General features: G+C 62.2%; 23 protein-coding genes and 1 pseudogene. 9 read left to right on the forward strand and 15 right to left on the reverse strand.

What is annotated here, in order from left to right:
• Positions 1-51: 51 nt before the first annotated feature.
• Positions 52-1,173 (reverse strand): bifunctional 3,4-dihydroxy-2-butanone-4-phosphate synthase/GTP cyclohydrolase II, encoded by a 1,122-nt coding sequence (gene ribBA / locus LU682_RS11105; protein ID WP_010954642.1) that lies wholly within the window; start codon positions 1,171-1,173, stop codon positions 52-54.
• 78 nt (positions 1,174-1,251) lie between these two features.
• Between ribBA and LU682_RS11110 the strand changes: the two genes are divergently transcribed.
• The gene (locus LU682_RS11110; RefSeq protein ID WP_003256229.1) at positions 1,252-1,545 is read left to right on the forward strand and encodes a DUF1330 domain-containing protein; all 294 of its coding nucleotides are present in this window, start codon (positions 1,252-1,254) and stop codon (positions 1,543-1,545) included.
• A 141-nt stretch (positions 1,546-1,686) separates the two neighbouring features.
• Here LU682_RS11110 and LU682_RS11115 read toward each other — a convergent pair whose 3' ends face one another.
• Complete coding sequence (locus LU682_RS11115) at positions 1,687-2,706, reverse strand: alpha/beta hydrolase (protein ID WP_010954641.1); 1,020 nt, start codon at positions 2,704-2,706, stop codon at positions 1,687-1,689.
• A gap of 146 nt (positions 2,707-2,852) precedes the next feature.
• Here LU682_RS11115 and LU682_RS11120 point away from each other — a divergent pair, with 146 nt between their 5' ends.
• The 6 genes from LU682_RS11120 (at position 2,853) to LU682_RS11145 (ending at position 6,923) form a co-directional block, all read left to right on the forward strand.
• On the forward strand, positions 2,853-3,737 hold the full coding sequence (locus LU682_RS11120; protein ID WP_010954640.1) for a LysR family transcriptional regulator: 885 nt from the start codon (positions 2,853-2,855) through the stop codon (positions 3,735-3,737).
• A gap of 26 nt (positions 3,738-3,763) precedes the next feature.
• Positions 3,764-4,165, forward strand: coding sequence for a hypothetical protein (locus LU682_RS11125; protein ID WP_010954639.1), 402 nt, complete (start codon positions 3,764-3,766; stop codon positions 4,163-4,165).
• Positions 4,166-4,298: 133 nt separating this feature from the next.
• Positions 4,299-4,520, forward strand: a complete 222-nt coding sequence (locus tag LU682_RS11130; RefSeq protein ID WP_003256222.1) for an MbtH family protein — start codon at positions 4,299-4,301, stop codon at positions 4,518-4,520.
• Positions 4,517-5,236, forward strand: coding sequence for a thioesterase II family protein (locus tag LU682_RS11135; protein WP_010954637.1), 720 nt, complete (start codon positions 4,517-4,519; stop codon positions 5,234-5,236). Before LU682_RS11130 ends, LU682_RS11135 begins: the two co-directional genes overlap by 4 nt.
• A 56-nt stretch (positions 5,237-5,292) precedes the next feature.
• Positions 5,293-5,844, forward strand: a complete 552-nt coding sequence (locus LU682_RS11140) for a hydrolase (protein WP_010954636.1) — start codon at positions 5,293-5,295, stop codon at positions 5,842-5,844.
• A gap of 26 nt (positions 5,845-5,870) precedes the next feature.
• The gene (locus LU682_RS11145; RefSeq protein WP_010954635.1) at positions 5,871-6,923 is read left to right on the forward strand and encodes a DUF1615 domain-containing protein; all 1,053 of its coding nucleotides are present in this window, start codon (positions 5,871-5,873) and stop codon (positions 6,921-6,923) included.
• Between the two features lie 83 nt (positions 6,924-7,006).
• Here LU682_RS11145 and LU682_RS11150 read toward each other — a convergent pair whose 3' ends face one another.
• The 9 genes from LU682_RS11150 to LU682_RS11190 form a co-directional block, all read right to left on the reverse strand.
• Positions 7,007-7,870 (reverse strand): metal ABC transporter substrate-binding protein, encoded by an 864-nt coding sequence (locus LU682_RS11150; protein ID WP_010954634.1) that lies wholly within the window; start codon positions 7,868-7,870, stop codon positions 7,007-7,009.
• Positions 7,867-8,766, reverse strand: a complete 900-nt coding sequence (locus tag LU682_RS11155; protein ID WP_010954633.1) for a metal ABC transporter permease — start codon at positions 8,764-8,766, stop codon at positions 7,867-7,869. Before LU682_RS11155 ends, LU682_RS11150 begins: the two co-directional genes overlap by 4 nt.
• Positions 8,766-9,512, reverse strand: coding sequence for a metal ABC transporter ATP-binding protein (locus LU682_RS11160; RefSeq protein ID WP_010954632.1), 747 nt, complete (start codon positions 9,510-9,512; stop codon positions 8,766-8,768). Before LU682_RS11160 ends, LU682_RS11155 begins: the two co-directional genes overlap by 1 nt.
• Positions 9,509-10,411 carry a metal ABC transporter substrate-binding protein gene (locus LU682_RS11165; RefSeq protein ID WP_010954631.1) on the reverse strand — a complete coding sequence of 301 codons (903 nt, stop codon included), beginning with the start codon at positions 10,409-10,411 and terminating at the stop codon, positions 9,509-9,511. The genes LU682_RS11160 and LU682_RS11165 overlap by 4 nt, the downstream gene beginning before the upstream one ends.
• 16 nt (positions 10,412-10,427) lie before the next feature.
• A complete protein-coding gene (locus tag LU682_RS11170; protein WP_010954630.1) occupies positions 10,428-10,997 on the reverse strand; it encodes a DUF6162 family protein in 570 nt (189 codons plus the stop codon).
• Positions 10,994-11,314, reverse strand: coding sequence for a hypothetical protein (locus LU682_RS11175; protein WP_010954629.1), 321 nt, complete (start codon positions 11,312-11,314; stop codon positions 10,994-10,996). Before LU682_RS11175 ends, LU682_RS11170 begins: the two co-directional genes overlap by 4 nt.
• Positions 11,311-11,844: a PA2404 family protein gene (locus LU682_RS11180; RefSeq protein WP_010954628.1), complete on the reverse strand. Its 534-nt coding sequence runs from the start codon at positions 11,842-11,844 to the stop codon at positions 11,311-11,313. Before LU682_RS11180 ends, LU682_RS11175 begins: the two co-directional genes overlap by 4 nt.
• On the reverse strand, positions 11,841-13,034 hold the full coding sequence (locus LU682_RS11185) for a PepSY-associated TM helix domain-containing protein (protein ID WP_010954627.1): 1,194 nt from the start codon (positions 13,032-13,034) through the stop codon (positions 11,841-11,843). The genes LU682_RS11180 and LU682_RS11185 overlap by 4 nt, the downstream gene beginning before the upstream one ends.
• A 175-nt stretch (positions 13,035-13,209) precedes the next feature.
• Entirely contained in the window at positions 13,210-14,544 is a 1,335-nt protein-coding gene (locus LU682_RS11190; protein WP_010954626.1) for a lysine N(6)-hydroxylase/L-ornithine N(5)-oxygenase family protein, read from the reverse strand.
• Between the two features lie 174 nt (positions 14,545-14,718).
• Between LU682_RS11190 and LU682_RS11195 the strand changes: the two genes are divergently transcribed.
• The gene (locus LU682_RS11195) at positions 14,719-15,165 is read left to right on the forward strand and encodes a hypothetical protein (protein ID WP_010954625.1); all 447 of its coding nucleotides are present in this window, start codon (positions 14,719-14,721) and stop codon (positions 15,163-15,165) included.
• Between the two features lie 266 nt (positions 15,166-15,431).
• Here the strand turns inward: LU682_RS11195 and pbpG are convergent, their stop codons facing one another.
• From pbpG to LU682_RS11215, 3 genes are all read right to left on the reverse strand, one after another.
• Complete coding sequence (gene pbpG, locus LU682_RS11200) at positions 15,432-16,358, reverse strand: D-alanyl-D-alanine endopeptidase (protein WP_010954624.1); 927 nt, start codon at positions 16,356-16,358, stop codon at positions 15,432-15,434.
• 364 nt (positions 16,359-16,722) lie between these two features.
• Positions 16,723-17,703 carry an IS5 family transposase gene (locus LU682_RS11210; protein WP_010954623.1) on the reverse strand — a complete coding sequence of 327 codons (981 nt, stop codon included), beginning with the start codon at positions 17,701-17,703 and terminating at the stop codon, positions 16,723-16,725.
• Positions 17,704-17,723: 20 nt separating this feature from the next.
• The gene (locus LU682_RS11215) at positions 17,724-18,053 is read right to left on the reverse strand and encodes a tyrosine-type recombinase/integrase (protein ID WP_232014127.1); all 330 of its coding nucleotides are present in this window, start codon (positions 18,051-18,053) and stop codon (positions 17,724-17,726) included.
• On the opposite strand from LU682_RS11215, the pseudogene LU682_RS29810 reads away from it, so the two are divergent.
• A pseudogene (locus LU682_RS29810) lies at positions 18,053-18,208 on the forward strand (DNA polymerase V subunit UmuC); the annotation flags it as partial. The gene LU682_RS11215 and the pseudogene LU682_RS29810 sit on opposite strands and share 1 nt — an antisense overlap.
• Positions 18,209-18,315: 107 nt before the next feature.
• Here the strand turns inward: LU682_RS29810 and LU682_RS11220 are convergent.
• The gene (locus LU682_RS11220) at positions 18,316-18,885 is read right to left on the reverse strand and encodes a DJ-1/PfpI family protein (RefSeq protein ID WP_061405672.1); all 570 of its coding nucleotides are present in this window, start codon (positions 18,883-18,885) and stop codon (positions 18,316-18,318) included.
• Positions 18,886-19,154: the final 269 nt, after the last annotated feature.

The following is a 19,154-nucleotide window of genomic DNA, read 5'->3' on the forward strand; positions in this document are numbered from 1 at the left end:
CGGGTAAACCCGCTCCTACAGGGCCCCGCTAAATCAATTGCTTGTGTGTTCTCAGCCATCCATCCCCGGGTCGAACGGGATGCTCTGCACCACCTCCAGCTCATAGCCCGCCAGCCCCGCGTATTTCAGCGGCGGCCCCAGGTGACGCAGCTTGCCCACGCCAAGGTCCTGCAGAATCTGCGCCCCGGTACCCACTTCGGAATACACCTTGGACTGGCCACGTTGATAGGGCCGCACAGGGTGGGTCAGTTGTGGCACACGCTCAAGCAAGGCCTGGGAGGATTCGTGGTTGGCCAGGATCACCACCACGCCAGTACCTTCCTCAGCCACCTTCTGCAGCGCCGCCCACAGCGTCCAGTTGGCGGGGCCGGCGTACTCGGCGCCCACCAGGTCGCGCAGCGGGTCAATCACATGCACCCGCACCAGGGTCGGCTGTTCGCGGCGAATGTCGCCCATGACCATGGCCATGTGCACGCCACCTTCGATGCGGTCTTCATAGGTGACCAGGCGGAAGGTGCCATGCACCGTCGGCAGCTCGCGCTCGCCGATGCGCTTGACGGTCTGCTCGGTGCTCAGGCGGTAGTGGATCAGGTCGGCGATGGTGCCAATCTTGATGCCATGCCGGGCGGCGAACACTTCCAGGTCGGGGCGGCGAGCCATGGTGCCGTCGTCGTTCAGCACTTCAACGATGACCGAGGCCGGGCTGAAGCCGGCCAGGCGTGCCAGGTCGCAGCCTGCTTCGGTGTGGCCGGCACGGGTCAGCACGCCGCCTTCGCGGGCGCGCAGGGGGAAGATGTGGCCAGGTTGCACCAGGTCTTCGGGGCGGGCGTTGGGGGCCATGGCCGCTGCCACGGTGCGTGCCCGGTCAGCGGCGGAAATGCCGGTGGTGACCCCGGTGGCCGCCTCGATCGACACGGTGAACGCGGTGCTGAACACGCTACCGTTGGCCGGAACCATCTGCTCCAGGCCCAGGCGCTGGCAGTGATCGTCGGTCAAGGTCAGGCAGATCAGCCCGCGCGCCTCGCGAGCCATGAAGTTGATGGCCTGGGCGTCGCAGCGCTCGGCGGCGATCAGCAGATCGCCCTCGTTTTCCCGGTCCTCGTCATCCACCAGCAGGACCATCTTGCCTTGCCGGTAGTCCTCGAGAAGTTCCTCGATGGTGTTGAAAGCCATGGTGCACGCTCACTGTGGTGGGGTGAATTTTATGGTATACCATCATACACAAATATCATCGTAACAGGAGAGCTGCACATGAAGGCCTACTGGATAGCCCATGTGGACGTGACCGACCCCGAGCAATACCAGCAGTACACCCAGCGCGCCCCAGCTGCCTTCAAGGCATTCGGCGGTCGCTTCCTGGCCCGTGGCGGGCGTAGTGAGGCGATGGAAGGGAGGGCTACGCCTCAGCGTAGTGTGGTGATCGAGTTCGATTCGTACGCGCAGGCCGTCGCCTGTTACCGCTCCGCGCTGTACCAAGAGGCATGCAGCCATCGCCAAGGGGTGGCGAAGGCTGAGGTGATCATTGTGGAAGGGTTTGAGCCCTGAGCAGGATTTGCCGGCCCTTTCGCGGGTTTACCCGCGAAAGGGCCGGACCTGCCGCACCGCTGGCAGATTCATTGAAGCCTGCGGGCTGTTTCCGCAAATAGAAGCAAAAGACCCGCCCAGGCGGGTCTATTGCTCATCGCCTCACTGCAGATGCACTTTAAGTTCGTTGCCCGCCTGCCGCAGCGCCGCCTTTACTGCCGGCACTTGGCTCAACGGGTTGAGCAGCCCATAGTCATGAATCATTCCGTTGTAGCGCACCGAGGTTACTGTCACGCCCGCCGCATTCAACTTGCGGGCATACGCCTCACCTTCATCCCGAAGCACATCGAACTCAGCCGTTTGCACCAGGGCCGGTGGCAAGCCCTTCAGCTGTTCGGCGGACGCCCGCAGCGGCGAGGCGTAGATCTGCGCCCGCGCCTTTGCATCAACGGTGTAGTTGTTCCAGAACCACTTCATCATCCCGGTGGTCAGGAAGTGTCCTTCGGCAAACTGCTTGTACGACGCTGTCTCGAAGCTGGCGTCGGTCACCGGCCACAGCAGCAACTGGAAGCGCAGGGCAGGGGTGCCGGCCTCTTTGGCCTTGAGTGCAACCACCGCCGCCATGTTGCCGCCAACGCTGTTGCCGGCTACCGCCAGGCGCTTGCCATCCACGCCGATCTCCTTGCCATGCTCGGCCACCCAGCGCGTCGCGGCGTAGGCCTGGTTGATCGCCGTCGGGTAGTGCGCTTCCGGTGAGGGGGTGTAGTCCACATAGACCGCCACCGCACCCGAGCCGACCACCAGGTCGCGGATCAGTCGCTGGTGGGTCGGGAAGTCGCCCAGCACCCAACCGCCGCCGTGGAAGAACATGAACACCGGCAGATCACCTTTGACATTAGTCGGGCGCACCACTTGCAGCTTGATCGACTGGCCATTGGCCTGAATCGTGCGTTCCTTCACCTCGACCCCCGATAGGTCGACCTTTACCGAAGCCTGGGCACCGGTCAGTACCGCGCGGGCGTCGTTTGGTGTGAGCTGTTCCAGCGGCTTGCCACCCCCTTTCTCCAGGGCTTCGAGGAAGGCCTGGGTGTGTTGTTCGACACCAGGGCTGCCTGCGGCGAAGGCACTGGAAACGGACAGGGCCAAGAGGGAGGTGGTGAGGGCTTTGTGGACAATGTTCATGGGCGAATCCTTTTCTGTGCAAGTGTTGGTAGTGGGCGTCTTGCCTGGCCTTTGGGGCCATCGCTGCGACTTGTGCGTAGATTAGGCAGATGCACTTGTGGGAAAAAGCCGCTATAAAGTGTTTGACTGTCAGCTAGAGCAAGACAATGAACCCTTACGAAGACATGCGGATCTTTGCCCAGGTGATGGAGGCAGGTAGTTTCACCGCTGCCGCCGACCGTCTGGGCATGTCCAAGCAATCGGTCAGTCGGCGCCTGATGCAGCTTGAGGAGCGCCTGGGCGTGCGCCTGCTCAACCGCTCCACCCGGCGCCTCGATGCCACGCCACTGGGGCAGCACTACTACCAGTCGGCCCTGCGCCTGCTGGGTGAAGTGCAGCAGGTCGAACACGACATCAGCGGCCAGGCCCAGGTCCTGCGCGGCACCTTGCGCCTGAGCGCGCCGCTGTCGTTTGCCATGGCGCACCTGGGCTGCCTGCTGACCGAGTTTCTGCAGTTGCACCCCCAGGTTGATGTGGAGGTAGACCTGAGCGACCGCGCTGTGGACCTGATTGGTGAAGGCTATGACCTGGCGCTGCGGATTGGTGCACTGGAGGACTCCAGCCTGATCGCCCGGCGTATCGCCAGTGTCGAGCGGGTCTACTGTGCGAGCCCGGCGTATTTGCAAGCACGGGGAGTGCCGGGAAAACCGGATGAGCTCGCCGCGCATGATTGCCTGCCTTATGGGCATTCGCGGCAGGTGCAGTGGCAATTCCACAAAGGTGGCAAAACCCAGGCAATTCAGGTGACCGGGCGCATGCGGGCGAACAATGGCGAGTTGCTGCGGGGGGCTGCGATTGCCGGGATGGGGGTCACTTACCTGCCGACCTTTATCGTTGGGCAGGCGTTGGCGGAGGGGCAACTGGTGACGGTTCTGGATGAGTGGCGCCCGCCCGCGCTGCAGCTGTCGGCGGTGTATCCGCAGCACCGGCAGGTGGCGCGGCCGGTGCAGGGTTTTGTCAGCTTCCTGCGCGCGCGGCTGGCGCAGCTCTGACCTTCGGTACAGGCTATGCTTGCCCTATGAGTACGCCCGTTCCTTTACGCCAACCTTGCCCCCCTGGCGCCTGCGTCTGCGGCCGCGAGCAACTGGCCGACCATCCGCAGGCCGCCCAGCGCATCCTCTTGCTGACCCGGCAGGAAGAAAAACGCCTGCTCGAACGGCTGGAAAACCTGAAGGACCTGGAAGACCTTCAACGTCTGCAGCAGCGCCTGTACGAAAACCTCGGCATCCGCGTGCACATCGCCCCCGGTTACAACGAGGTACGGACCATGCGCGGCATCGTCATCGAACTGGACGATCAGCCTGGGCTGTGCCGCAAGACCCGGCAGTCTATCCCGGCGGCGATCCGGCGCGGGCTGGAGCGTAATCCGCAGGTTGCGTTCCGGTTGCTCGATACGCACGACCTGTTGCGTGATACCTGAGGGTTAATACCGGCATCGGCCGTGGCCACATGGGGCGCGTCAATTCCGTTAATTTTTACAGCGCTTGCTACGTCTACTTGAAACCCACCCTGCGCCAGGCGCGCAGCGGCATCATCATTTAAGGAGACAGGCAATGACTTCCGTTTTCGACCGCGACGATATCCAGTTCCAGGTAGTGGTCAACCACGAAGAGCAATACTCGATCTGGCCCGACTACAAAGCCATCCCCAATGGCTGGCGAGCCGTGGGCAAAAGCGGCCTGAAGAAGGACTGCCTGGCCTACATCGATGAAGTCTGGACCGACATGCGCCCGCTGAGCCTGCGCCAGAAAATGGCCGAAGCTGCCGCCCAGTGACCGTGCTGAACCTGCTGTGCCTGCCGTACTCCGGGGCCAGCGCCATGGTCTACAGCCGCTGGCGGCGCAAGCTGCCGGCATGGTTGCAGGTACGCCCGGTAGAGTTGCCTGGGCGGGGGGCGCGCATGGCTGAGTCGCTGCACACCGACATGCAAGTGCTGGCTCGGCAACTGGCCAGCGAGCAGCGACTGGCGGCAAGCGCTCCTTATGCGCTGCTCGGCCACAGCCTGGGTGCACTGCTGGCCTTCGAGCTGGCCCATGAGCTGCAGGCATTGGGCTGCCCGGCGCCGCTGGCCTTGTTCGCCTGCGGCACCGCGGCACCTACCCGGCGTGAGGACTACGACGGCAACAACTGGCGCGAGCCCAAGAGCGACGCCGAGCTGATCAGCGAGTTGCGCGCGCTGCAGGGCACGCCTGAGGAAGTGCTGGCCAACGCTGAGCTGATGAGCCTGACCTTGCCGACCTTGCGCGCCGATTTTCTGTTGTGCGGCACTTACACCTACCGGCAGCGACCGGCGTTGCAGTGCCCACTGCATGTGCTGGGTGGAGTGGAAGACCGGGCCAGCGATGAGCAACTGCGGGCATGGCGCAGTGAAACCCAAGGCGCGTTCTCGCTGCAGATGTTCCCAGGTGGCCATTTCTTCATCCATGAGCAGGAAGACCGTGTGCTCGCTGCGCTGACCGCGTCGCTGCAACCGCTTCGGCTGTCCGCCTGATTGACGTCACCGCTTGCCTGGGGGAGGCTAGGGTTTTCCCAGGCAAGAGGCAGACAATGCTGATCGATCCACTCAAGGCCACGCTACTGGTCGTCGACATCCAGGAAAAGCTGATCGGTGCCATGAGCGACCCCGAAGGCACTCGGGCACGGGCCCGTTGGTTGCTGGCGGCGACTGCCGAGCTGGCGCTGCCGACGGTGATTTCCGAGCAGTACCCCAAAGGCCTGGGTCATACCCTGGCCGAACTGCTGGCCGTAGCGCCGGCAGCCGAAGTGGTGGAAAAAAGTCACTTTTCCTGCGTGGCTGCCGAGTGCCTGCCAGCCAGTTTGATGGCGCGTGAGCAGGTGATCGTCTGCGGCATGGAAACCCATGTTTGCGTGCTGCAGACCGTGCTCGGCCTGTTGGCGCTGGGCAAGCAAGTGTTCGTGGTCGAGGATGCCTGCGACAGCCGCACCCCGGCCAGCAAGGCCGCAGGCCTGGCGCGCATGCGTGCCGCCGGCGCGCAGGTAGTGACCCGCGAGATGGTGTTGTTCGAATTGATGGGCAGTGCCGGGCACCCGCAGTTCCGCCACATCAGCAAAACCTACCTGATCGGTGAACAGCCCTGAACGGCCGGTTACTGGCCATTTCGGTGATGGCCCTGGTGCTGTTGCAAGGCTGTGCCGGGCGCCGCGAAGAAGCGCCCGAAGCGGACCCGGCGAAAGTCCGTGCGCAGCTGTTGCGGCTGTTACCCGCCCAGGTCAAGGACCGCGAGGGTTGGGCCAAGGATATCCAGGCAGCCTTCGAAGCCCAGCGCATAGCGCCCAGTAAAAGCAACCTGTGCGCAGTGCTGGCGGTGACCGAACAGGAGTCGACCTTCACTGCGGACCCACAGGTGCCCAACCTTGGGCGTATCGCCCGCCAGGAGATCGACCGCCGCGCTGCGCGCCTGCATATTCCCAAACTGCTGGTCGACGGTGCGCTGAAGACGCCGTCAGGCAACGGCAAGAGCTACCAGCAGCGGTTGCAGACGGTGCGCAGCGAAAAGCAGTTGAGTGAACTGTACGACGAAGTCGTTGCACGCCTGCCGCTGGGCAAGACCTTGCTGGGCGGGCTGAATCCGGTGCACACCGGCGGGCCGATGCAAGTCAGCATCGATTTTGCCGAAAAGCATGCGAGGGATTACCCCTACAGCCATGAAGGCACGATTCGCCAGGAAGTGTTCAGCCGGCGCGGCGGCATGTACTTCGGTATTGCCCACCTGTTGGGCTACCCGGCCAACTACGAGCGCCAGCTTTACCGTTTCGCCGATTTCAATGCGGGCTGGTACGCCAGCCGCAATGCGGCATTCCAGGCGGCATTGAGCAAGGTCACGGGGGTGAAGCTGGCACTGGACGGCGACCTGGTGGCGCCAGGGGCGATCATGCCGGGGACGACTGAACTGGCCGCGCGCAAGCTGGGGGTGAAGCTGGGGCTGCGTAACCCGCAGATCCGAAGCCAGCTGGAGGAGGCCGACAGCCTGGCGTTCGAGGACAGCAAGCTGTACAGCGGGGTGTTCGCCCTGGCGGATGCCAAAGCCGGCAAGCCGGTACCCCGCGCAGTGTTACCGGGCATCGAGCTGAAGAGCCCGAAGATTACCCGCAAGCTGACCACGGCCTGGTTTGCCGGGCGGGTGGATGAGCGCTATCAGCGGTGCATGAAGCGTTAGCCTGGCAGCAACCGCGATCCTTGAGCGGGTTTACCCGCGAACACGGGCGAAGCCCGTGCCATCCACCGCGCGGGCCTGTCCGATCAGCGCCCGCCCAATGCCCCAACCACTTGGTCAACGCTGGCTATGAGCCCCGCAATCGCATCTTCAGGGTCACTCTCCACCACCACCAGCTTGGCCCCGGCCGCCTTGATCACCTCGGCCACTGCCGATTCAGGCTGACGATGGTCCAGCACCAGCGCCACGTCCTGCGCCTTCAGGTTCTCCCCCAGCGCCTTGAGGGCTGCCGCATCCCACTCGGCCGGCAGTGGCTGCTCGACCGCATCCAGGTTCAACCCGTTGACCAGATATCCCAGCCTCTCCGACAGGCTCACCACCGTCAGGTTGTCGACTTTGGCCAGCCGCGTCTGGCTGTTGGCCGAAAGCTCCAGCAATTGGCGTTTGAGCCCTGCCAGGTTGCCCTGGATCTTTGCCTTGTCGTCCGGCGCCAGGCGCTCCAGGTCATTGGCCACCACGTCGGCCATGCGTCCGAGGTTGGTCGGGTTGAGCCAAGGGTAAGCACCATAGGCATCGTCACCGTTCACCGCAATGCCCGGCAGTGCGCCATCCACCGGTCGCGCGGCATCGATCTCGACAATGCGGATATTGCTGCGTCGGGCCATCGGGTACAGCGGGTCATCACGCCAGATCGAACGCACCCCGATCACCGCATCTGCCTGCTGGGCGGCCTTGTGCAGGCCTGCGCCGCCACGCCCGCTGAAATACGACGGTTGGCGGCTGGCAGGCAGGTTGGCTGGTGCCGCCCGCTGGAGCTGCACCGCAGTGCCTTCGAGCAAGGCGCTGGCCAGGCTATGAGTGACCGGCAGGGTCGTCAGCACTTGCGTGGCGAAAGACAGGGACGGCAGGCCGGCCAGTGCCAGCGCCAGGGTCAGGTGTTTGAAGTTCATGCCGGGTTTCCTTGCAGGCGGGGAACGAGCGCGCGGGCCAGAGCGGCCAGAGCAAAGCAGATGCCGGCGACCAGGATGATCGCGGCCCCTGACGGCACCGGCAGGTCGAAAACGATCGGTAGCAGGATGCCGAACAGGGTACTGATGGTGGCAATCAGCACCGACAGGAAGAAAAAGCCCTTGAGCGACTGGCTGACCAGGCGAGCGGCGGCGGCCGGGATGACCAGCAGTGCACCGACCAGGATGGCCCCGATCACCTTCACCGCAGCCACGGTCACCAACGTCACCAGCACCACGAACAGATAGTCCAGGGTCTTCACCGCCACTCCGCGTACAGCCGCCAGCTGCGGGTTGAAACTGGCCAGCATGATGCGGTTGTACAGCGGCAGCGCCAAGGCAAGCACCAGCACCGCGACGATGCCCAGTACCAGCAAGTCCTGGGCACTAACGGTCAGCACCGAACCGAACAGCACGTTCTCGAGGATGTGCACGTTGATCTTGCCTGCCAGCATCAGCAGCAGGCTGGCGCCAAGCGCCAGCGACACCGACAGGAACACGCCAATCAGTGTATCCGGCGACAGCCCGGTACGGTTGCGCAGGAAGTTGAGCAGGATGCCGAACAGCAGGCAGTAGCCGAACAGGCTGCCGTAAGGGCCGGTATAGGGCTCACCCAGCAGGATACCGATGGCCACGCCGGTCAGCGCCGCATGGCCGACCGCTTCAGAGAAGAACGCAAAGCGCTTGACCACCACCAAGGTGCCCAGGCCACCCAGCACCGGGCCGATCATCAGGCCGGCCAGCAAGGCATTGACCACGAAACCGTAGGCCAGCGCCTCGGGCAGATAACCGGCAGTGGCCCAGTCCTGGACCGTTTGGCGAAAGATTTCAAAACTCATCAGGCAAGGCTCTCGCTACGCGGGTGAACGGAGAACAGGCCGAGCAGACGCTCCGGGGTTAGGGCCTGGGCAGGCGGCGCATCGAACAGCACCTGTCGGTTCAGGCCTGTTACCCGGTCCGCCAGGCGCAACACGGCTTCCAGGTCATGTTCGATCCACAGAACGGTAGTGCCGGCCTGGCGCCAGACCTGCAATAACTGTTCGAACACCTGGATTCCGGCTTCATCGAGGGCCGACATCGGTTCGTCCAGCACCAGCAACTGCGGCTCGGGGATCAGGCCCTGGGCCAGCAGCACGCGCTGGCGCTCACCGCCGGACAGTGCCCCCATGCGCCGCGTGCGCTTGTCGAGCATGCCAACCTGAACCAAGGCTGCATCAATGGCCGGCTTCACGCGCCGCGACAGGCCGAGGAAGGCCGGGCGGCGCTGGCACATGGCGGCCATGAAATCGTCCACGGTCATGGGCAGGCCGCGGTCGAACTCCAGTGCCTGCGGCACGTAGCCAATCACTTCGCGCTCACCAGGCCAATGCAAGGTCAGCTGGCCCTGGTGTGGCATCTGCCCGAGCAGGGTCTTGATCAACGAGCTCTTGCCGCCGCCGTTGGGGCCGACGATGGCGTGCACGCTGCCTGCTGCCACGCTGAAACTGACCTGTTCGAGGATGCGCGTACGCCCCAAGGTCAGGTCGATGCCAGTGAAATCGATGCGCGGCCCGCAGGCTGTCGCCAGCTTGGCGGCAGCGGTCATGCGCGGTTCTCCTGAATGGCGCGGACCACCGTGTCGAGGTTGCGCTTCATTTCCACCTCGTACTTGTCCTTGGTGTAATCGCCGTAGGAGATATGCGTCAACGGATACAGGCGCACACCGGACTCACGCTGAATGGTTTCGACATAGGCCGACGGGAAGTCCATTTCCGAGAAGATCACCCGCACATCCAGCGCCTTGAGCTGGTCGATGGTCTTTTTCAGCTGCGCCGGGCTGGGCTCGATGCCATGGGCCGGCTCGACGACAGCGGTCACCTCCAGGCCGAAATCGCGCACCAGGTAGTCATAGGCGGCATGGATGGTAGCGACCCGGAACGTTGCGCCAGGGGCTTCGGTGACCTTGGCCAGGGCCTCGGCACGCAGGGCGCGCAGGCGCTTGGCGTAGGCACGGGCGTTCTGCGTGTACAGCTTGGCGTTGTCCGGGTCGAGTTTGCCCAGTTCACGGGCGATGTTGTTCACCTGGGCGATGGTGGTGCTGATCGACAGAAAGGTGTGCGGGTTGACCACCTTGCCGGCACCGCGCGCGGCAATGCCGGTGGCCGCCAGCAGCGGCACGTTCTGATTGGCTTCGATAGTGGCGATGTCGGGTTTTTCGCTGGTGGCGATCATGCGGTCTGCGAAATCGTCATGGCCAACACCGTTGAGCACCACCACGTCCAGTGTGCCGATGCGCTTGATGTCCTCGGCCCGCGGCTCGTAGGCGTGCGGGTTGAAGCCCGCCGGAATCAGGGGAACCACCTCGGCCTTGTCGCCGACAATATTGCTCACGTAGCTGTAATAGGGGTGCAGGGTGATGCCGATTCGCAGCGGCTTGCTGTTATCGGCCAGGGCCAGTGCCGGCAGGGCAAAGGTCAGGAGCAGGGCGAGGGCGGAGCGAAACATGGGCGGGTCCTTGGGTTCAGTGACGGTGTTCGCGGGTAACACCGGCGTCGTAGTGGCTGACCACCTGCTGCCAGCCAGCGGCGATCAGGGCGGCCTGGCCGAGGTCGTCCGGGATCACGGCGGCGCTGTCGCGGCGCAGCCAGACATCGGCTTGGCCTGTGCTGTCGGGTGGCAGGATCAGCAGCAGGCTGCCGGCAACTTCCGGGGCCTGGCTGCGGCCCAGGTAGGCGCCAGATTCCAGCCATGACCATTGGTGGCCGCCACGGCTCTGGCTGCCGGCATCGACCACGAACGGCGGCAGGCCTTCTTCGGCCAGGGCCTTTACGCTGGGCGTGACGGCGTTTTCTTCGCGCAGTAGCTGGATCTCGTCGAAGGCTACCCGCAGGTCGGTGTACAGGCCTTGTTCGGCGGCGGTGAGGTCGCGGCGGGCGTCGATCTGGTAGCTGGCGATGGCCTGTTCGTCCTCGCGCTCACCGCGCAGCAGCACCACGCTGGCGGCGAGTACCACGATCAGCAGGCTTGCCAGCAGCACGTACAGGGTTTCGTGCCCGGCACCGGCCGGGCGAATGACTTGGGCGCGGCTCATGGTTGGGCGATATCGGCGTAGTCCACTTCAACCACGTGCCCGGGGCCGGCATCGAACAGCACATAGAATTCGCCGTCCGGGCGCTTGAACGTCAGCGTCGAGTCGTCGCCAAGCTTGCCGCCGACCAGCACCTGTTCGTCATAACCGATCACGTCCAGGGTCACCCCGGGGGCACCGCTGCCGTCCGAGAAACCGCCGGTGCACTTGACCTGGCCGTTGGCCAGTTCCTCGCATTCGCACATCGGGTTGTGCGCCAGCGCCGGGCTGGCAGCCAGTATCAGGAAGGGCAGCGTCAGGGTGCGTATCAGGTGTTTCATTTGTTGCCTCCTTGTTTCTCGAGCCATGCAACGGTGGCTGGCGATGCCTTGGCCAGGGGGATCGACGCCTGGTACATGCTGCCGTCCCAGCCTTCCAGGGTGATCCAGATGTGCGCATCGGGTTTGGTGCGCGGCGGGATCGGCAACGAGGTGCCCATGTTGTACGGTGCACCGAAGAAAATGGTGCCGGCGGCGCGCAGGCTGCGTGGCTTGCCGATGCGCAGGTAGGCGGCCTTGACGTCCTTTATGCAGGCCTTGCACAACGCTGCATTGAACGATTTGAAGTAGCCGGCCGGGCCGTCGGCGCGTGGCGCCTCGTCACGCAGTTCGGCAAGGTCGAGGCTGTAGGGGCCGACCTGGATGTCCCTGATCACGTTGGCGCCAAGGCCCGCTTCGCCGCGGAACAGCCTGGCGTCGGCGAAGTACTTGGGCATGAAGCCCAGCGGGATCAGGATCAGCAGGATGTTCAGGTGAAAACGCCACTTCAGCCAAAGCTGCTTCAGCGGGCTGGCGGGCAGGGCCTGGCTCATGAGTGGATCTCCACGGTGGTTTCACTGTGTGCCGCACGTGGAGCGCGCTCGCTGCGCTTGAGGGCCGCGGCGGTGGCCTGGGCGGTGCGTTTGGTCCAGATCAGCAGGCCGCTGAGCACCATCAGGGTCAGGATCAGGCCGAAGAAGAACCACACCAGCTTGATCGGCAAACCGCCAAAGTCGCCAGTGTGCAGCGGGCGCATGGACTCGGTGACGAACTCCAGCGCCGAACGGTCGCTGATCAGGAACTGGCTGTCGACATTGCGTGTGTACGGATTCACCGAAGCACTCTGGAACATCAACGGGTACCAGCCCGGGCCAGACAGCGTGACGTGGCTGTAGGCAGTGGCGGGGAGCGTGATGGAGGTCACTTCCAACCCCGGGATCGCCAGACCGGCAAGGCGCGCCGCTTCGTCCAGGTCGATGCGCGAGGCGGGGCTGCCATCTGGCGTTTGCGGCACCTCCTCACGGGCGATCACCGGCACGATGGGTCGGCTGGAAATGGTGATGTGGTTGTCAGACAGGATCGCCTGGATCAGGAACCAGGTGCCGGTGATGGAAATGACCGCAATGAACCAGATTGACCACACCCCGGACAGACGGTGCAGGTCACCCCAGAAAATTCGCGAACCATGGCCGGTACGCACGGGTTTGAAAAAGCCTTTCCAGAACTTCTTGTAAACCACCAGGCCGGTGACGAGCGAGGCCAGCATCGGCAGGCCGAGCAGCGATACCAGGTACCAGCCCCAGCTGAAACCGTTGGTGAACGGCACCAGCCACCAGCCGTGCAGGGCGCGGGTGAAGGCTTCGAAGTTGAAGTCTGGGGTCCTGCCCTGAATGGTTCCGGTGTAGGGGTTTACATACAGCGTCGGGCTGGTGCCGTCAGGCAGGGTGACATTGGCTTTTACCGCGAAGTGCGAACCATCCGGCTGGCTCAGGCGCTCCACCACCATGTCCGGCTCGGCCTTGTTCAAGGCCTCCAGTACCTGCTGAAAGCTCATGCGCTCGGTGTCCGCGTCTGGCTTGTTGGCGCGTGCGGCCGGATCGGCGAGCCAGACGATTTCCTGACTGACCACGGCGAGCATGCCGGTGAAACAGACGATCAGGACAAAGAACCAGATCGGCAAGGCGAGCCAGCTGTGAACCAGGAACCACAGCCTGGATTTGGATTTTTTCGGTGATTTGGCCATCAGACGGTCTTCTGCTATTGGTGGTCGAGCGTGTGCCAACCAAAGAGTGCTGTACTGATAAGGACGAATGAGAATTGAAAACCTGCAGGTTAAAATGAAACTAAATGTTTCAAAGCACAAAAACCGGACTGCGCACGAGGCATCAGTCCGGTCTTGATGGCGGGTTGCAGAGGGGTCAGGCGCGGGTCAGCGCCACTGCTGCTTGGGGTTTTTCGTGCAGCTGCTCCAGATCCTGGTACAGCGCTCGGCCAATTTCCGCAGCGCGGGTTGGCAGGACCGAAAGCAGGGTGTCACTCAGGCCGTGGCTGCTTTCGCAGAAGCCCTGCAGGTACACCGAGGCTTGCAGGTCCGGGCTGGCCAGTACGCGGTAGTTGCGGTCGACGCTGAAGTCCTCCAGGTAATCGGCCAGCGGCGCCAGCAATTCACGGTGCGAACGGCGCTCGTAACCGGTGGCGAGGATAACGGCATCGTAGCGGTGGGTTTGCTGCTGGCCGGTGGCGAGGTCGCGCAGGGTCAGTTCCAGGCCTTCGCGGGTGGCCACCACCGCTTCCACCTGGCGCCGGCACAGCACATTGTGGCGGTGCTGATGGGCAACCTTCTGCCGGTAGAGGATGCCGTAGATGCGCTCGATCAGGTTGAGGTCGACCACCGAGTAGTTGGTGTTGTGGTATTCGCCCAGCAGTTTGCTGCGCTGGTCGGCCGGTTCGTTGTAGACCAGGTCGGTATAGTCGGGCGAGAAGATCTCATTGACGAAGGGGCTGTCGTCGGCGGGCTTGAGGGCCGAGCCGCGCAGAATCATGTCGACCTTGACTGACGGATAGCTGTCGTTGAGGTCGATGAACGCCTCGGCGGCGCTCTGGCCTGAGCCGATCACGGCAATGCGCATGGGCTTGCCAGCCGTGCACGGCAGTTTGGTCAGGCTGCTCAGGTACTGAGAGTGGTGGAACACTCGCGGGTCGTCCTTGAAGGCGCCGAAGTTTTCCGGAATTTTCGGTGTGCCACCGCTGCCCACCACCACCGAGCGGGTGGGGCGGCTGTATTCGCGGCCTTGTCTGTCACGCGTGATCACGCACAGGTGTTGGACCCGGCCTGCATGCACGTGCGGTTCGATGCGCAACACTTCCTGCCCATACACCGCCTGGGAGGTGAAATGCTCGGCGGCCCAGCGCAGGTAGTCGTTGTACTCCAGGCGGCAGGGGTAGAAGGTGCCGAGGTTGATGAAGTCGGCCAGGCGCTGCTTCTGGTGCAGGTAGTTGACGAAGCTGTACGGGCTGGTCGGGGTGCGCAGCGACACCAGGTCCTTGAGGAACGAGATCTGCAACTCGCTCTGGGTAGCCAAGGTCTCACCGTGCCAGTGGTAGTCTTGCTGCTTGTCGATGAACAGTGCGTCGAGCGCATGGCCCCGGGATTCGGCGAGCTCTTCCAGGGCGATGGCCAAGGCCAGGTTGGAGGGGCCGAAGCCCACGCCGATCATGTCTTTGATGGTTTCCTGCTGTGAGGACTGGCTCATGGCTGCGATTCCCTGAATGGTCGAATATGGACGCCCGCCGGGGCTCCGGCTCCTGCGCAAGTACATGAGTTGGAACGAGCCAGCCGAGGGGGAATTTAAGCGGGCTAAAGAACAGCGTGAGGCGGCCGATGTGTTGGTTACGGCAAGGACCCATCTTTCAGGCAGGGAATCGACATGAGCGGCATCACGGCAAGCAACCTGATGATCAATGGTGTTTCAGCACAGACGCTGAGCGCGAATGCAGCAAACGAGCGTGAACAGGCGAAACAGGCCGGTGAGGCGGTGGGGCCGTTGAGCGTCAGCAGTGACAGAATGAAGGTGTCGGGGGGTAGCCAGGCGCAATCCACCGACGCTGAAGGCAGTGGCGAATCGGGGGCTGTGAGCGAGCTGCGTCAGTTGATCAAGGATCTGCAGAAGCAACTGGCAGAAGAGCAGAAACAGTTGGCGGCATTGCAGAGCAGCAAGATGGACGAGGCTGCCAAGGCGGCAGCGATAGGTGCCAAGCAGGCGAGCATTGCCACCCTCAACGGGCAGATCATGGCGGCCACGGCGCAGTTGCTGGAGCTGTTGCAGCAAGAGGGCGGCAGCAGTGCGGGAGGTATGGTCAGCGCTACGGCCTGACTGGACATGCACAGGCCGCTGTAGGCGCGGGTTTACCCGCGAATGGGCCGGCCCTGCTGGCCAATTTCCACCCGCCGTTCACCGTTGCCGCCGCGACCGTATTCGCGGGTAAACCCGCTCCTACACCTGATTGGGGGTGGATACACATTGGTGATTGGGCGCAGGCCGTCGTAGGCGCGGGTTTCCTCGCGAACACGGACGAAGCCCGTGCTATCCGCCGCGTTGTCTGCTTCGCGGACAAGCCCGCACGTTCCAGGATATGGCGGTCATTCGGCCGCCAACCGTCCTTTGTTCTGCCGGTCGGCCTTGTATTGCATGGCCACCGCCGGTGCCGGCTTGGCGCTACCGGTTTCCAGCCATTGACGCATGCGGCTGGCATCGGCGAAGTGGGTGTATTTGCCAAAGGCATCGAGAATGACCATGGCCACCGGGCGGTTGTCCATGCGGGTCAGCAGTACCAGGCAGTGCCCGGCCTCGTTGGTGAAGCCGGTCTTGGTCAGCTTGATATCCCAGTTGCTTTTGTTCACCAGGTGGTCGGTGTTACGGAAGCCTAAGGTGTAGTTGGGCTTGCGGAAGGCGACGGTCTTTTCGCGCGTGGTCGACAGTTCGCTCAGCATGGGGTACTTGCGCGAGGCCATCAGCAGCTTGGCCAGGTCGCGGGCAGTGGATACGTTCTGCGTCGACAGGCCGGTCGGCTCAACATAGCGGGTGTGGGCCATTCCCAGGCTGCGGGCTTTGGCATTCATTGCCTTGATGAACGCCGGATAGCCGCCGGGGTAGGCGTTGGCCAGGCTATTGGCCGCACGGTTTTCCGACGACATCAGGGTAATCAGCAGGGTTTCGCGGCGGTCCAGCTGGCTGCCCAGGCGCACGCGCGAGTACACACCTTTCATCTCCGGGTTGTTGGCAATGGTCATGGTGAGCATTTCATCCATGGGCAACTTGGCATCCAGCACCACCATCGCCGTCATCAGTTTGGTCACCGAAGCGATCGGCACCACGCGGTCGGCATGGCTTGAATACAGCTCTTGGTTGCTGTTCAGGTCGATCAGCAGAGCGCTGCCTGAAGCCAGATGCAGTTTGGAGGGGTCACGTTGAACCTGGGCCGGGGGTTGTGCAGCAGCAGTCGACGGAAGGGTCGCGGTACCTGTGAGCAACAGCAGCAGGCTGAGGATGGACAGGGATGTTTTCACGTTGAGGCTCACTAAAAGTTGGTATGTCGTTGGCTGTGCAAGGGTTTTCCCCCTAAAACCGATGCATTTTGGAGTATGGCTGAATTGCTGTCGAATGCCTTATGCCTAAAGGGCGCAAAGTGAACGATATTTAATCCTGTACCCATTACGTTCTTTTCCAGCTTCGCCAGTTCCGTCCAATCGTTGGCAGAATTCAACCACTTGGCGTAGGTCGAGAGAAGTACCTGCACCGAGCGCCTAAGGATGCTCCGATCAACTTGCCGCGCAGCGATGGCAGGCCGTAATTCACCAAGCAATCAGCGCTATTCCCTGAAAACGGCATGACGCAGTGTGCGGCAGAGCGTTTTCTGCCCGGTTCTTCGTGTTAAATGCGCAACTCACCCAAACCCATCAGTCGTTTTCGAGCCATCCACAGGTTCGACAGGGCGAACAGCGTGGTCAGTTGGGCCGTGTTTTTCATCAGCCCACGAAAGCGTACTTTCACATAACCAAACTGGCGCTTGATGACCCGAAACGGGTGCTCAACCTTGGCACGTGTCTGCGCTTTGCAGTACTCGATCTTGCGCTTGGCTTTGTACAGCAGGCTGCGTTTGTTCAGCTTGGAATACGTGCTGCGCCGAGCCGCGATTTGCCAGATCACGTCACGATTTTCGTGCTCTTCACGCTTCTCGACACCGGTGTAACCTGCGTCCGCATAGACTGCGTTTTCTTCCCCGTGGAGCAGTTCAGCGACTTGGGTGACATCGGCCACATTGGCAGCGGTGCCATGGACGTGATGAACCAGTCCCGACTCAACGTCAGCGCTGATGTGGGCCTTCATACCGAAGAAATACTGGTTACCCTTCTTGGTCTGATGCATCTCGGGATCGCGCTCGCCATCTTTGTTCTTGGTCGAGCTTGGGACATGAATAATGGTTGCGTCGACGATCGTGCCCTGACGCAACGACAGGCCTTTTTCCTGCAAATAACCGTTGATGACCGCGAGGATGGCAGGTGCCAATTGATGCTTCTCCAGCAAGTGCCGGAAGTTCATGATCGTGGTGTCTTCAGGGATCGGCGCGCTCAGTGTCAGATGCGCGAACTGACGCATGGGCGTGATTTCGTAGAGCGCTTCTTCCATGGCCGGATCGCTGAGGGAGAACCAGTTCTGCAGCAGGTGAATGCGCAGCATGGTTTCCAGGGGGTAAGGTTTTCGACCGCCACCGGCCTTGGGGTAGAACGGCTCGATCAGGCCGAGCAGACCTGCCCAGGGTACGACCTGATCCATCTCGGCAAGGAAGCGTTCGCGGCGGGTTTGCTTGCGCTTGCCGGCGTACTCGAAGTCGGAAAAGCTCATCTGGCTCATGGGAGGCTCGGATCAGGTGGTCAGGCGATTTTCGCATACCCGGGACTTGTTCGGAGATTCCCTAAGCTGCCCAGCAATGAACGCTGGATTCGTGGTGACGAGCCAGAAGGCTGGAAGATGAATGGCGACTCCGTCGAGACGCGGCGCTTCTGCTTCGAGCGGTATTGCGCGATCTCTCTGGCCCTTGCCAGTGCGCCAAGAGCCCGGCTGTTCAACATTACGGTGCGGGTGTATTTCGTCTTGGTCCGCTCGACTGCCTGCTTTTCAACCACGATCCGGCAGATGTGAGCCGTCTTTTTCTCGACGTCGACCTCATCCCGGCGCAGCGACATAATCTCGCCCGTGCGCATACCCAACCTGCGACACGCTGCGGATGACCCGATTTGCCTCAAAGGCGGTCGACCGTATCTTCAGGCCCGGTTTTCGGTACAGCAAGGCAGAGGTGCTGCTGATGGACTTGCGGCAACCCGGTGAGTTGGCAGAGGACTTGTTTGCGCTCAAGCAATGAGTGGCTGCATTCGATCTACATCTGCCTTTAAAAAAGGACAGCTAACGGCCAGAAGAGGACCGTCGAAGACATTACCTGATGGGCTGATTTGTGGAACGAGGCGGTCATCCATGTTCCGCTGCTAGCATTGATCTGAACTGAGAAATGAGCGCTGAATATAATCCGGCACCTTCGAACACTGCGCAGGTGAAGCTAACGGGTGCAGGGCCTGGAGCAGTTATGATGCGGTCTGCAACCACAGCTACTGCACTGCTTCGATAGCGCGTGCGCCCGTCATAACCTACGGCATTTTTTTGCAGAAAGTCAGCGCTGTTCGAGGTATGAGGAACCGTGTCGAGTAGCCCGGCTCTCGCAAGTGCCAGCGTTCCACCACAGATGCCAGCAATTGTCGCTCCACTTGAACGACTAGCATGAAGAAAGTCTCGAATATCCGGAGCTTCTGTACGCTCCCAGACCATTCCTCCAATCACGACAACAACGTCCGGTTTCCAGTCCAGGCATTGTTGCAAGCCACTATCGACAGTTACAGCCAATCCGCCCTGCGAGTGGAGCGGCCCTGTAGTAGGTGCGAAAAACCTGACGTCGATCCCGTAAAATGGAGACGCAGTTCCAGCAATGAATGCGTATTCCCAGTCAGCAAAACCCGGTGTCAGTATCAAACCCACGCGTGCCATCAGCCAGATTCCTCCATGAATGCCGATAGCGTACGGCGGCTTCAAACAGACATCAAGGTTCAGCTAGCGGTGCTCATAGAAGGGAGGATGATGTTCCCGGTCGCGATATTGGATTCAATATCGAAATTAAGAATACTGTGCTGCTGGCACCAGGGCCTTAGGGTAATTTGAAATTTGTCAAGTGTCGGCAAGCTTGATTGACTACGATTATGAGGGCGAAAGCGAAGCTGACGCATCTTAGATAACACGCAATTGACTCCAGACCGCCG

The sequence above is a fragment of the Pseudomonas alloputida genome, from assembly GCF_021283545.2.
GTDB lineage: Bacteria > Pseudomonadota > Gammaproteobacteria > Pseudomonadales > Pseudomonadaceae > Aquipseudomonas > Aquipseudomonas alloputida.